We start from the raw sequence: 12,676 nt of genomic DNA, 5'->3' as shown, positions 1-12,676 counted from the left end.
CGGGTGAACACATCTGGCTGTGAATTGCGGCCTCGGACAGAACCGGGGAATGCGTCGCGTCCAGGGGCGGTAGTCAGAGCCACCTGTCTTCGGTGGATGCGACGTCGTCGATGTCGACGTAGTTGTCCTCGATCAGCTGACCGTCGCGGAACCGGGCCTGCCCGGCGAACCCCATCCCCGGTTCGTCATAGGCCAGAATGAACTCCACCGCGGGGAACATCGCGGCGGCGTGTGCGAAGAAGGGCAGCGGCGGTGAGCCGGGTGTGTCGAACCGATACACCACGGATGCGTGGGCATCGGCGCGGCTGCGTGCCGCGGCCGGGAGCCCGGCATCCGAGCCGCCGCATGATGTCGTCATCACCTCTGCCGGTTGGGAGAACAGTGGTTCTCCCTTGCAGCCCCAGTGGGTCAGCCGCCATCGATGCCACGCACTTAATCCGTCGGAGCAACGGCGACCCGTGCCGGCGCAGGCGTTGCACGCGGGACGCTGCGAGAACGGGAGTTCGGCCATCACGCCGGGAATGAAGGTGGCTCCCCATGCGGTGGCTTCGTCTTCGGTGACCGGACGCTTTCCTCGTCCGCCGCACAGGTAGCAGGTCGTCTTGGCCGCCTCCTCCTCCAATACCGCGTACTGGGCCTCGGACGGTTCAGGTACCAGGGCAGCGAACACCAACGGCCGCGCCTGCTGGAAGTTGCTCAGGAACCGCTCGAACGGCACCGGTGAGTCGGCCGGATAGTGTGCCCGGGCCAGCACTTCGGTCGGCCGGACGGCAGCAGTGAATTCCTCGAGCTCGGCGGTGGAGTGGGCGAGGACTGTCAGGGTGTTGTGGCACCAGTTCGGCACAAGAACTCCTACAGAAAGAGCCGGGGTCACCGGCGGGTTGGCCAGTACATTCCGGGGGCCTGCCTGGGAAGCAGGAGGCGAGAGACCCTCGGAGGCCGGAGCGGCGACTGAGGCAGAGTTATCCACAGACGCCGAGTTTCGGGTTTCGGTGTGTGCGCGGGTTCGCTATCGTGGGGTGCGCGTCATTGGGGGATCGGGGGATTCGCCAAACTTTCGTACCCTCCGGGACGCACCCGCCGGCTCGGCCACTTATCCCCCCTTGAGGCCGGTGCCGGTGTGGCGCGGGTGGGTGCGCCCGACATGAGCCCCCCTCCAGGGGCGCACCCACCCCGCCGTGGTCACTCAACGACTACCGCGCTCCCGCGGTGTCGCTGTGGTCAGCGAGATCTCGAAGCGGCCGGGCATCGCGGTGATGATCAACCATCCACCGTCCTGGACGTGGTCGCGGATCAATCCGATCACGGTGGGCCCGCCGGAATACCGTTCGGTGAGGTCGATGTACTCGTGGAAGTCGTCGCCACCGACCGGGGTCCAACCGATCGCGGGCCCGGTACCGGGCCCCCACCCCAGGGCGTGGACCGACAACGGATCAGACGCCGGATCTTCAGGATCCCGGTGCTGGCGGGGTTGTCCGTTGCTCCAGAGGTAGGTGCCGTCGTTCTTGGTCCAGATCAGCGAGGGCGCTGCCGGGACCTCGTCGCCGGCGAATGGGCACCGGGAATGCTGCGGGGCCGCCATCGCGTGTTCGGCGACCGCGGTGACGTCTTGTAGTGGGAACCACAAGTCGATCGAGGCGGAGTTGCTCATCGGGTTGAGTGCCTTCCTAGAGTCGCGGCGGGGGACAACCTGGGGTGCTCCGGCCCGCGGCCTTCGCAGCCGCGGGTGGAGCGCGCCGGAACTCAGGCGGCGATGTCGATATCGGCGGGTTTGACGTCGCCGAGGGCGGCGTGTTCGACGTCGACCAGCCTGAATTCGTAGGCGTCCCCGATGGCTTCGAGGAAGTGCAGGTACCGGCCGGTGGCCGCGGTGGGGTGCCGCCACAGGGTTTTGTCGATGTCGGTTTCGTGGACGGCGAGCTCGATAGCGACGCTGATCGTCGCGGCTCGGTTCTCCGAAGCGTCGTCGATCGCCGCGAGCAGGGCGTCGCGACCGCCGGACAACCCGAGCAGTTCGGTCACCAGGGCCAGCGGTTTCGGGTCCAGGCGGTGGGCGCGAGCGCGTGCCACGAACGCCGCGGCACCTGTGGGCGCGGTGGCTTTGGCGACCAGCTTGGGCAGCAGTTCGAGACGGCGGTCTTTGGCGGCTGTACCGCGCCGGTTGAGCTCGCGCACCATCCGCCGTTCCCGGGTCGCGGCTTCCCGGGCGGCGACCGCTTGTTCGGCGGCCAGCCGCGTGTGTTCGGCGACCTCGGCGGCCGGGTCGGTGAGCCGGTGCAGGCCGCTGCCGGGCAGCTTCGTGGTGGGCAGGTAGTAGTGCGGGATCCACCGGTCGCGGTATTCGACAGTGCCGGCATGCCGGTGCCCGTCGGTGGGTGTGGCGTCGGGGTCGCCGTCGGTGTCCCAGTCGACGGCGTCGTAATCGACGATCTCACCGCTGGCGGTGTCGACCAGCAGCCCGTTCTCCTCGACGGTGAGATACACGACCCAGCGATCCGGATCGGCGAGGATCGCGGACTCGGATACCGGTTCACCATCGGCGCCTGCGAGCAGCTCGTCCGGGATGTAGGCGGCCTCGGTGCTGGTGGTGTCGGGTTCGCGGGTGAGGACACCGAAGCCGTAGGCGGCCCACGGCAAAGACGCGTGGAGCAGGGCTCGGGTTTCGGCGCGCTCGGCCTCGATCTGGTTGCGCGTGTAGGTGAAGTTGTAGCGGGCCGCGCGAGTGAGGCGTTCGACCGCGTCGGTGTCGCCGAGGTTCTCGTATTCGGCGATCACCGCCAACTGATCCAGCCCGAACTGGTGCCCACCCAGTAGCTCCTGAGCGGTCGCCGAACGCCCGATGGCCGCAGACCGTTTGACCTCGGCTCGGTTGGTTTGCAGACCTTTGGCGACCCGGGTGACCGACGCGCCGAGGTCGAGCATCTGTGCGACCCCGGCCGCACGGTCGCCGGCGGTGAGCGGGACGCGACGGTCGTTGAGGTTGATCTGGGTCAAGGTCCGGGCGATACGCCGCTCGCGGTCGTCCCCGCCGGGGGCGTCCACGATCCATACCGGGATCTCGGCGAGTCCGACCTCGCGCGCGATGAGCACGCGCAGCTGTCCGTCGATGGCGTGGACGGTGCCGTCGGGATCGCGTTCGGCGCGGATCGGCAGCCCGACACCGAATTCCCGGATCGAGGCGATCTGTTCGGGGTGATCAGCCAAATCGAAGGTCGTGCGGACGTTGTCGGCGATCAGCACGTCATCGGGGTGCATGTGGGCGGCATCGGCCGGCCGCGAACGGTTCTCCGCGGTGTGCGGTGCGGAGTCGGGGGTTTCGTCGGGGTCGGTGACGACGGTGAGCGAGGTCGAACTCAATGTGGGCTCCTTCGCGGGAGTGGATTCGCTGGGTTGGTGTGTCAGGCCGCGGCTGCGGTGGCGGTGGTGCGGCGGGCGACGTTGACCGCTGCCAGGCGCAGGACTCCGTTGTCGTTGAGGTAGGCCCAGTGCCGGGCCCGCCACCCGGGGGATTGCTGCTGCCACCGGTCCGCGACGTCGGTGTCGGTGGTGGTGAGCGCGGTGGTGGGGCCGGCGTAGCCGTAGTGTTCGCGGCGGTCGTAGTCGGCGCGGGTCAACGTGCGGGGATCGGAGAACGATTCGGACACGGGGTTACCTCCAGTGGTTGGTCAGGGGGAATCGGTCAGGCGGGGCGTGTGGCGTGGTGCAGGCGAGACCGGTGAGCTACGGCGCAGGCCGGGAAATCGGCTCGCCGACGATCGCGCGCAACGTTTGCTCGGGATCAGTCGCGAGCAATGCGTCGCCGGTGGCGATCAGGTCGTGGCATCCGGCAGAAGCCGCCGAATGGACGGGGCCCGGGACGGCGAATACCGGACGTCCCAGGGCGCGGGCCCAGTGCGCGGTGTTGCGGGAGCCGCTGCGGATCCCGCACTCCGGGATCACCACCGCCCGCGACAAGGCGGCGTTTCCTCGGGCTCCCGGGAACGTAGTGGACTGTCGCATGAAAAGGTCGGTGGCTTCGTGCGCGATACGTTCCGTGGGCTTGTCGTGCACGTTGTTCATATTGGGAGTCCCACGGGGGTGGAGGTAGCTCGGTTGCGTCGGTTCGAGGTTCGGTTGCCGTCTGGGGATCGGTACTGGACGGTGCTGGATGACGAGTTGCAGGTTGTTGTTTGTGTTGACGGGTACCTGCGGCACTTGAGGTTCGGGCAGGATTGTGCTGAGGGGACGACGGCTGCTTATGCCAGTTCGCTGGCCTTGTATATGAATTGGTGTCGAATCACCGGCCGGGACTGGCGCGCTGCCGGTGCTGCTCTGGGTTCGTTCATTCTGTGGCTGCGGCACAGCCCGAACCCGAGGTCGGCTGAGGTAGTGATCGGGCCGGGGCTCCAGCCGGTGCGGGGTGAGCGGCGGGTCAACGCGATCCTTACTGCGGTGCGCGGTTTCCTGTCGTTCGCTGTGACGGCGGGCGAGGCGGAGCCGGAGGTGATGGCGCAGATCTACGAACTGGGTAGCACCTTGGATCTTCCTGCCGAGCTTCGTGGGGAGAGCACGGCGATCTTGCCACGGGCGAAGGCCAGGCACCGGCTCAGTGAGCCGGACACCAGGGTTGATCGGGCCAGTGACGAAGAGGCGGTGGCGCTGCTGCGAGCCTGTCGATTGGCTCGTGATCGTTTCATCGTGTTGTTGCTGGGCCGGGCGGGGTTGCGACGCAGCGAAGCGGCGGGACTGCGACGGGAGGATCTGCACTTCGTCGTCGACGCGACCGTGTTGGGCTGTCCGGTGGCTGGGCCACACCTGCACGTGGTCCGGCGGTCGAACTCCAACCAGGCATGGGCGAAGTCTCGTCATGTTCGCTGCGTTCCGGCGGACCCGCTGGTGGTCCAGGCCTATGACCAGTGGTGCTGGGAGCGGCAGAGCCGAGTCCTGCCGGTGGACAGCGATTTCGCGTTGATCAACATTGCTCGTGGGCGGCTGGGTGAGCCGATGACGCCCGGGGCGTTGAATGAGCTGCTGGACAGGTTGGCGCGGCGGGCCGGATTGGGGCGGGCGGTTTCACCGCACATGCTGCGGCACGGTTTCGCCAGCAATGTGCTGGATGCCGGCGGCGCCATTGATGAGGTCCAGGAATTGCTGGGGCACCGGTCGCCGAGTTCGACGCAGGTCTACATCCATCCTGATTACGGGCGTCAGCGCGCGGCGGTCGAGCGTGTCCCTGCACCCCGCGAGCTCGCGGGGCAGGAGCAGTGAACGCGGCACCTGCGGTCCTGGTCACGGTCGAGAACGGTGACCAGGACGGTCTTCGACTGCGTTACGAGGCTGCCTTGGATCCGGAGTTTCTGACGAGCGCGGGCTGGGACCCGGGCAGCCGGATGCTGATGATTCCTCCGGAGCATCCGACGCTGGGATACGCGATCTGCAATGTCACGAGCTGTGATGTCGTCGCGGTTCGTCTGCATGGGTTGTGTCCGCACTGCCATCAGCGTTGGAAGGCGCTGGAGGGGTCGATGACGATTGAGGAGTTCTGGAAGGTCGCCCGCACCGGTCGGGTGATCGGCGAATGCCCGTGCGCCGTCACTGGATGCCAACGGATAGCGTTGAGCAGGTTCAAGAAGCTCTGCCGCCCCCACGAGTCGCAGCGGACGCGACAGATGAAAGTGTCGATGGTCGAGTTTGTGTCCTCGCCGTTGGTCGTGGCGCTGCCACCGTTCGGTCCTTGCCGGGTCGTTGCATGTCCAAGGCAACGCGATTCGAATGGTCGGCTGAAAATGTGTCGCGTCCATGGCGCGAAGTGGGCGACCCTTGAGAAGGCGGTGAACCCACCGGATCTCGACACCTGGTGCCGAACCGAAGGGGCCGTCGTCGAGCAAGGGCAGGTCAGCCTTCGAGGGCTCCCAGACCGGGTTGTCACCGAACTGCTTCTCGGACTGCAGCTGCGGTCGCGAACCGGATCCAAGACACAGCTTCGGATCGTTCGGTTCTTCGCGTCCAAGCTGAGGGCTCAGCAGGTCGGCTCGGTCTCTGATCTCACCGGCATAGCCGACGATCAAAATATGATCGCCCTCTGGCGATCGATCACCGGCCATTTGCACCGAGCAGCGTCGACACCGGAGACCGAACGTCACAAGGACATCTGGGACGCGACGGTATTCGGGCACCGGGGAACGATCAACTTCACCACCATTCGGCAATCGTGGTTGCGTGAATCGTTGAAGGAATGGGCGTTCGAGGATCTGCCTACTCACCGGGGAAAAGCAGCAGCTGGCGTCGTCGGGTCGACGGTGAAGGGCATGCAGTACCTGTCCGACAGCCTGCACCTGCACCGCAACGATCACGGCGAGGACCCGAAGGTGCTGGGCCGGGCCGACATCGTCGGGTTTCTCAACCGAATGGCCTATCTGGAAGACAACGGGACGATCAGCAGGTTTTGGCGGGTTCGGATCACCCGTGACACATCACGGCTGCTGCGCGATTTCAGAGCTCTGGCGCTGACCCGGCCAGCCCGGCCGGCGGCCGGGCTGGCCGAGGATTTCGCCCTGCGCCGCAGCGACGTTCCACGCGAGATCGATGACGATGGTCCGGGCCGAGCGTTGCCGGATCCGGTGATGAGGCATCTCTATTCGGCGCTACCGTTGCTCGAACAACGGGCCACCAGCGAATTCCGTGTCGCGACCGAGCTGATGATGGACACCGGCCGACGCCCCGACGAGATCCTAAAACTCCCGCTGGACTGCCTCGACCAAGACCGCGACGGCAAATACGTTCTCCTCTACGAGGACTTCAAGCTGCACCGAAAGAATCGGCGACTGCCGATCACCGACGGCACCGCGGCGGTGATCCAGACGCAGCAGCGAACCGTCACAGCACGCTATCCGAAGATCGACCGCAGCAAACTGCCGCTGCTACCTTCTCCGCTGCGCAACCCTCGGGGCGAGCGCCCCTTGCCTCAGGGCAGCTTCGGCTCGGCACACCGGAACTGGATCATTGCTCTGCTGCCGATCCAGTTGCCCGCCGACCTCGTGATCGATAAGCCCGATGATCTGGTCCCCTACGCCTACCGGCACTCCTACGCTCAACGTCACGCAGACGCCGGCGTCCCCGTCGATGTCTTACGCGACCTCTTGGGACATAGATCTACCGCCACAACCGAGGGCTACTACCGGGTCACCGAGAAGCGGACCCGCGAAGCCATCGACAGGGTCACCACATTCCAATTCGACCGCCACGGCAACCGGATCTGGCGCCAGGTCGAAGCACTGCTCGACGACGAACGCGCCCGCATGCAGATCGGTCAGGTCGCCGTCCCTTACGGCGTCTGCACCGAACCGACCAACGTCCAGGCCGGCGGACACGCCTGCCCGTTCCGGTTCCGATGCGTCGGCTGCGGCCACTTCCGCACCGACGCGTCCTACCTGCCCGACTTGAGGGCATACCTGCAAGACCTCCTGCGCGACCGCGAGCGCGTCCTGGCCACCAGCGAACTCGACCAATGGGCCCGCACCGAAGCAGTCCCATCCGAAACCGAAATCCAACGAGTCCGCCAACTCATCCGTCGGGTCGAGCACGACCTCGACGACCTCACCACCGAAGAACGAAGCCAGATCAACGACGCCGTCAACGTCATACGCAGAACCCGCCGAACCGTGAACCTCGGAACCCCGCGCATCGCCCCACCACGTCCTGAACGAACCGGAGAAACAGGATGACCACGAGACACACCGATGCATTGACACGAGCACGCCACGACGACAGCTCGCGGCGCCGGCAGGCAGTACTCAGGGCCATCAACTCCGCGCGCACCTCCGGCGAGGCGATCACGGTCTCCGGGATTGCCAGGGCAGCCGGGGTCCACCGGACATTTCTCTACCGGCATGCGGACCTACACGCAACGATCCTCGCAGAGGCAGCGAAACTACCGCCGACACCGACCGGCCACCCGTCGGTGAGCCGCGAGTCTTTGCTGGCCGACCTCGCCAACCTCCAGGCCCGCAACACTCGTATGGCTCACACCATCAGCGCCCTGGAACGACGCCTCTCCGAAACGCTCGGAGAAGCCGTCTGGCGGACATCGGGGCTCGGCGCACCGACCGACGTCGAAACCCTCCAACGCCGCATCACCGAGCTCGAACAGATCAACATGGAACTACGGAGCGACCTCGCCGAACGAGACGACGAACTCGACGCTGCCCGCGACGCCAACCGGGAACTGATGACCCGCCTCAACACGCGCTGATCAACGGACTTGCGCGACACCTGTCGCACTCGATACGGTGCTCGCGCACCGGCTTTGATCTGCGCATAAGCGATCACCTCTGCAATGCAGAGTCCCGGGAGCCCGAGGAAACATACAACGAGCCGGTTCCGTTGCAGAAACTGCGATTTTGCCGTCGGGGATCCGGGCGGATACTCCGAGACGAGCAAGCCCTGCTCGCGGATCCGGTCGAACAGACCGGTGTGGGCGGAGGGGTAGGCGCGGTCCACCCCCGTGGCCAGTACCGCGATCGTCGACGCCTGGCGCACCAGCGCCGCGTGATGGGCTGCGGCGTCGACACCGAACGCGCCACCAGCGGTCACGGTCCATCCGGCGGAGGCGAAAGTCCCGGCGAAGTCCGCGGCGACCCGGACGCCGTAGTCGGTGGCCGCGCGGGCCCCGATCACAGCAATCCGATACTGGCCGAACAGGTCCAGGCGACCGGCCCCGCGGACCCACAGCGCGACCGGGCTCACCGTGCCGGACCCGGGCGCATCGAGGGCGTCGAATTCGTGACGCGGCCACTGCTCGTCCTCAGGAGTCAGCAACCGAGCGCCGCACCGGTGCGCGCGGTTGAGATCCTCGGTGGCGTGGTCTCGCAGGTTGGAGGGAAACCCGCCGGCCGCACCGGAGATGAGGTCGGCTGCGGTTTCCTCGACATCGCGGGCGGCGAGCAGTGCGTGGACGGTGCCCGGGTCGGTGAGCGCGGCGCGGGCTGCCACCGTCCACGCCAGTTGCCGTCGCGGGTCGGGGACGGTGGGTGGGGCGAGGGTCGTGGACATTCGGGGCTCCTGGAGGTTGCCGGGGCGAGAAGACGGTGAGGGTTTGTCGACGCGGGGCCGGTTCAGCGGGTGGACGACCCGCGGTGGCGGCCGATCACTGTGGCGAGCTCGAGGGCGAGGGCGCTGTCGGCGGTGAATTTCCATTCGACGGTTCCGCCGGCGCGCACACGCAGTTCTCCGGAGACCGGGTCGTCGACGGATCCGAACCGCAGCCGGTCTTCCCCGACGGGTGTGACCGAGACGAGCCTTTTGCGCATATCGGTGAGGACCTGGTTGCGTCGGATCCGTGCGAGATCATCGCGGTGAGCGCGCTCACGGCACGACGCGAGCAGCGTTTCGTGTTCAGTCAGCAGACGGCGACTGATGTCCGCGGCGATATCAGCCGCGGCGCGGGTGGCGGCGACGGTGATCTGCTGGTGGCCTTCGGCGACGGCGAGATGCTGGGCGAGATCGCCGTAGCCGGCGGTGATCTGGATGCGTCCGTGCTCGCTGCGCCGGTGCGAGTCATCACCATGGGCCAGGTTCAGGTACTGGCCGCCGGGACCATGCAGCACTGTGCGGCGCAGGCCCTGGCCGCGGCGGCCCGCAGTCCAGCCGGACCCGAGCGCCTCGGCGACCCGAGCGGCGAAGTCGCAGAAACTCTGGTGCGAATCGGCGTCATCCGCGCCAAGGCCGGTCACGAGAGCACGCCGCCTTCGCCGAACAGGGTGCGCACCACGATCAGCGTGGCGAGCAGGTCGACCGGCTGCCGATCCCCGGTGCCGGGTGCGGCGTCGCGGATCCGGTGGATGCTGCGAAAGCGCAGGTCCCGTAGGTCGATTCCGACGATCGAGGGTTGGTGGTCGTTGCCGGGGTCGGTGATGATGCGGTAGTCGGATAATCCGATCTCGACCCGATACCACGCCTCGGCGGGCTGGCCCTCGCGTGTGGTGTGTTTCGGGTCGGGTTCGCTACGGACCCAGGACCGGCAACCACACGCGGGATCGTCGCAGCGGGTGAACTCGTCGCGGGTGACCGGGTTGTAGCGGTGCGTGCGTCCGGCCAGCATCGGACAGACCCGGGTGGAATACGTGCTGCATTCGCGGTGGGTGGCAGGTTCGGGAGTGATTCCGCGCAGGTAGTCGGCGGGCCGCAGATGCAGCACGACCGGGTCCTCGAGCGGCTGTCCGCAGATCTGACATAACCGGTCCACTAACGCGGTGAGCAACCTGGCCGGATCGATTTGGCCCCACACCGGCCTGGACCGGTCACGATGGGCCACGGTGATGTACGGGACGACCATCCCCTGATTGGTCGGCGCCGCCGCCAACCGCTCGGGAACATCGGGTCCGTCCGTCGGTGGGGTAGGGGAGGAATTCATGAGCACCTCGAATTCATGAGCGCGAGCGCCGCAGACCGGAGTCCGGCCTGCGGCGGGCTGCCCGCGGAATGCGGTCGGATGAGGACGACCTGCGGCTGGTGATGTCGCGGGTCGCTTACCGGTCCGGGTGCCGGCGGTGGGGGTGTGAGTCGATGCGGGTGGTGACCAGGTCGAGTCGCCACAGCCCGCAAATGAGGAGTAGGTCGAGCACGAGGTGAACGTCCACCGGCTGCCCCTTCCTTCGTGATCGATGGCGTATACGCGGGCCACAGGGTTCGGGAACCGGGTACGAGGTCAGGTGGTGTCGTAGAGCCAGTGATCGAGCTCGAGGTCGGCGTAGCGTTCGAGCCCGTCGAGATCAGGGCACACACACGCGGGGAACGGGCGACGGCATTCCTCGCAATGCCCGCACGTGGGGCAATGCGGCCCGAACTTGTCGGGCTCGTATTCCCCGCAGGCCTCGCAGCCGGCCTCGTCGAGCCAGAGCCGCCAGCGGTAGGTGTCGTTGGAGTACCAGGAACCTGCGACCCAATGCCCGCGGTGTTCGTTGAAGATGTAGGCGGAGTGCTTGTAGGCGGGGTCGACGGTGAGCAGCACCAGCTTGTCCCGGCCCAGCCACCGCTCCAGACCGTCCCGGCCGGCCCACGAATCCAGCGACCCGAACGGCCGGCGAGGCAGGAAATCCTCGGCGGCGATGCGGGTATCCGAGCGGGGGTCCCCCTTCGCTGGGTGCACGTTGTCGGGCAGGATCCCGTTGTGGGCGAGCACAGTGCGCTCGTCACCACCCACAACGAACGGGTGGCAATTACTGAGGTCTTCGACGCCGTGGGTGGCCAACCGCGAGTGAAACAATGCCGGGCCGTCCGGATGGCGGGTTCGGAGTTTCGCGAATTCGGCGATCAGCTCGGGTGCGTCGAGGCTGTGCCCGGTCACGATCTCCTCGCCGATGTGGACGGCGTAGCCGTGTCCGTCGGGGTTGACCAGCGCACCACGCATCAGCAGGTCGGTGTCGGGGGTGATCCCGGGTTTGATGAAGGTCAGGATGCACATGCGAGGTCCTCGAGCTCGGAGGTGAGGGCGGCGTAGTGGGGGCGCGTAGCGATCCAGGCGGTGAACGCCGACCATTCCCAGCCCCGTCGGCGCGCGATCTGCGCCGCGGTGAGACCGCGTGTGTATTCGACCGACGCGTCGGCGAAGGCGAGCGCGGCCTGGACCTGCTGGCGGTGCAGGGAACTGGCGAACACGCGCAGTTCGAAAGTGTCGTCCGGGCAGACGTTGATCGCCTCGTAGCGCAGCCCGTTGCGTCGACCGCGGGCGTAGCCGGCCATCCGTTCCCGGGCATAGGCACCGAAATCGGCCCACTGCGAGGTGTCGCGGCGCGCCAGGACGGTGACCGCGTCCTGGTTGCGGTAGACGAACTTCATCCACCGATAGATGTGGGCCGGGCTATCGAACCCGGCTCGGGAAACATGCACGTGGATGCCGACCGAGTCATCGGTGAAAGCACCGAGAAGCCGCAACCGCGGGAGCAGCGACCACGGGAACTCGCCGCGTGCGTAGGAGTAATCCATGGGGTGGCAGACGAGTTCGAATCCGGAACCGTGGATGGAAGAGTCGGTCTTGAGGTAGCCGAGGTCCCCGAGTTCGTAGAGCGCGGTCTCGGCGGCCTCGACGAGCGCGTAGTTCGGGGTTTTCAGCTCCAGTTCCAGCCCGAGGAACAACGGACCGTGGCCGTGGAAGACCGGTTCGGGTTTGTAGGCGTAGTCGTGGATTCCGTCGTGGCTGGGGTGATCGGGCGCACATGAGGCGCAGTAGTCGTCGTCCCAGCGGATCAGGGTGGAGCAGTCCTCGCATTCGTGGTAGTCCTCGAGGCGGCAGTCATGGCAAACGTCATCGCCGCCTTCGACCGTGTCGGTGCCGTGGCAGCGGCTGGAGCAGTCGTCGCAGACTGGGTAGTCCTCGGCGCAGCCTTCGCACACATCCGGGCCGTCGATGATCGCGGTGATACGGCGGGCGTGCCGGTTGCAGTCGTCGCACTGCGACCAGTGGCGCACGCAGTCCGCACACAACTCGGTGTCGTCGACGGTCAGCTGCGGGTCACGGGTGCGTTCACTGCACTCGTCGCAATACACCGCGTCCGCGGCGCAGTCCGAGCACAACGACTCTCCATCGACCAGGATCGGGTCTTGGTCGGGCGGGATGGCGTGCGCGCAGTCACCGCAGACGACCTCGGTGAGCAGGGCAGAGGGCATGGGGGAGATCACGACCTTTCACAGGGATCGGGTC

General features: G+C 66.9%; 11 protein-coding genes and 2 pseudogenes. 3 read left to right on the top strand and 10 right to left on the bottom strand.

What is annotated here, in order from left to right; translation table 11 throughout:
- Positions 1–73: 73 nt before the first annotated feature.
- The 5 genes and pseudogenes from AB0H42_RS30300 to AB0H42_RS30280 form a co-directional block, all read right to left on the bottom strand.
- A complete protein-coding gene (locus AB0H42_RS30300) occupies positions 74–844 on the bottom strand; it encodes a hypothetical protein (RefSeq protein WP_357062328.1) in 771 nt (256 codons plus the stop codon).
- A 342-nt stretch (positions 845–1,186) separates the two neighbouring features.
- Positions 1,187–1,651, bottom strand: coding sequence for a hypothetical protein (locus AB0H42_RS30295; protein WP_357062327.1), 465 nt, complete (start codon positions 1,649–1,651; stop codon positions 1,187–1,189).
- Between the two features lie 92 nt (positions 1,652–1,743).
- A complete protein-coding gene (locus AB0H42_RS30290) occupies positions 1,744–3,357 on the bottom strand; it encodes a ParB/RepB/Spo0J family partition protein (RefSeq protein ID WP_357062325.1) in 1,614 nt (537 codons plus the stop codon).
- A 41-nt stretch (positions 3,358–3,398) separates the two neighbouring features.
- A complete protein-coding gene (locus AB0H42_RS30285; protein ID WP_357062323.1) occupies positions 3,399–3,644 on the bottom strand; it encodes a hypothetical protein in 246 nt (81 codons plus the stop codon).
- Positions 3,645–3,777: 133 nt separating this feature from the next.
- A pseudogene (locus AB0H42_RS30280) lies at positions 3,778–3,960 on the bottom strand (DNA-processing protein DprA); the annotation flags it as partial.
- Between the two features lie 180 nt (positions 3,961–4,140).
- Between AB0H42_RS30280 and AB0H42_RS30275 the strand changes: the two are divergent.
- The 3 genes and pseudogenes from AB0H42_RS30275 to AB0H42_RS30265 all read left to right on the top strand — a co-directional run.
- The gene (locus tag AB0H42_RS30275) at positions 4,141–5,247 is read left to right on the top strand and encodes a tyrosine-type recombinase/integrase (RefSeq protein ID WP_357062321.1); all 1,107 of its coding nucleotides are present in this window, start codon (positions 4,141–4,143) and stop codon (positions 5,245–5,247) included.
- Entirely contained in the window at positions 5,244–7,703 is a 2,460-nt protein-coding gene (locus tag AB0H42_RS30270) for a site-specific integrase (RefSeq protein WP_357062319.1), read from the top strand. The genes AB0H42_RS30275 and AB0H42_RS30270 overlap by 4 nt, the downstream gene beginning before the upstream one ends.
- A pseudogene (locus tag AB0H42_RS30265) lies at positions 7,700–7,972 on the top strand (DUF6262 family protein); the annotation flags it as partial. The gene AB0H42_RS30270 and the pseudogene AB0H42_RS30265, both read left to right, overlap by 4 nt.
- A 29-nt stretch (positions 7,973–8,001) precedes the next feature.
- On the opposite strand, the gene AB0H42_RS30260 reads toward AB0H42_RS30265, so the two are convergent.
- The 5 genes from AB0H42_RS30260 to AB0H42_RS30240 form a co-directional block, all read right to left on the bottom strand.
- Positions 8,002–9,030 (bottom strand): DNA-processing protein DprA, encoded by a 1,029-nt coding sequence (locus AB0H42_RS30260; RefSeq protein WP_357062318.1) that lies wholly within the window; start codon positions 9,028–9,030, stop codon positions 8,002–8,004.
- 62 nt (positions 9,031–9,092) lie between these two features.
- A complete protein-coding gene (locus AB0H42_RS30255; protein ID WP_357062317.1) occupies positions 9,093–9,710 on the bottom strand; it encodes a hypothetical protein in 618 nt (205 codons plus the stop codon).
- A complete protein-coding gene (locus AB0H42_RS30250; protein ID WP_357062315.1) occupies positions 9,707–10,390 on the bottom strand; it encodes a hypothetical protein in 684 nt (227 codons plus the stop codon). Before AB0H42_RS30250 ends, AB0H42_RS30255 begins: the two co-directional genes overlap by 4 nt.
- A 294-nt stretch (positions 10,391–10,684) precedes the next feature.
- Entirely contained in the window at positions 10,685–11,440 is a 756-nt protein-coding gene (locus tag AB0H42_RS30245) for a hypothetical protein (protein ID WP_357062314.1), read from the bottom strand.
- On the bottom strand, positions 11,428–12,642 hold the full coding sequence (locus AB0H42_RS30240; protein ID WP_357062312.1) for a hypothetical protein: 1,215 nt from the start codon (positions 12,640–12,642) through the stop codon (positions 11,428–11,430). The genes AB0H42_RS30245 and AB0H42_RS30240 overlap by 13 nt, the downstream gene beginning before the upstream one ends.
- Positions 12,643–12,676: the final 34 nt, after the last annotated feature.

Origin of the sequence: Nocardia sp. NPDC050799 (assembly GCF_040654015.1) — a bacterium.
In the GTDB taxonomy this organism is placed as follows: Bacteria; Actinomycetota; Actinomycetes; order Mycobacteriales; family Mycobacteriaceae; genus Nocardia.
This window is presented reverse-complemented; position numbering and strand designations above follow the sequence as displayed.

Excerpts from the sequence above, each read along its gene's own strand:
- AB0H42_RS30295 (WP_357062327.1), bottom strand. The coding sequence starts at position 1,651 with ATGAGCAACTCCGCCTCGATCGACTTGTGGTTCCCACTACAAGACGTC.
- AB0H42_RS30260 (WP_357062318.1), bottom strand. The coding sequence starts at position 9,030 with ATGTCCACGACCCTCGCCCCACCCACCGTCCCCGACCCGCGACGGCAA.
- AB0H42_RS30250 (WP_357062315.1), bottom strand. The coding sequence starts at position 10,390 with ATGAATTCCTCCCCTACCCCACCGACGGACGGACCCGATGTTCCCGAG.
- AB0H42_RS30245 (WP_357062314.1), bottom strand. The coding sequence starts at position 11,440 with ATGTGCATCCTGACCTTCATCAAACCCGGGATCACCCCCGACACCGAC.
- AB0H42_RS30240 (WP_357062312.1), bottom strand. The coding sequence starts at position 12,642 with ATGCCCTCTGCCCTGCTCACCGAGGTCGTCTGCGGTGACTGCGCGCAC.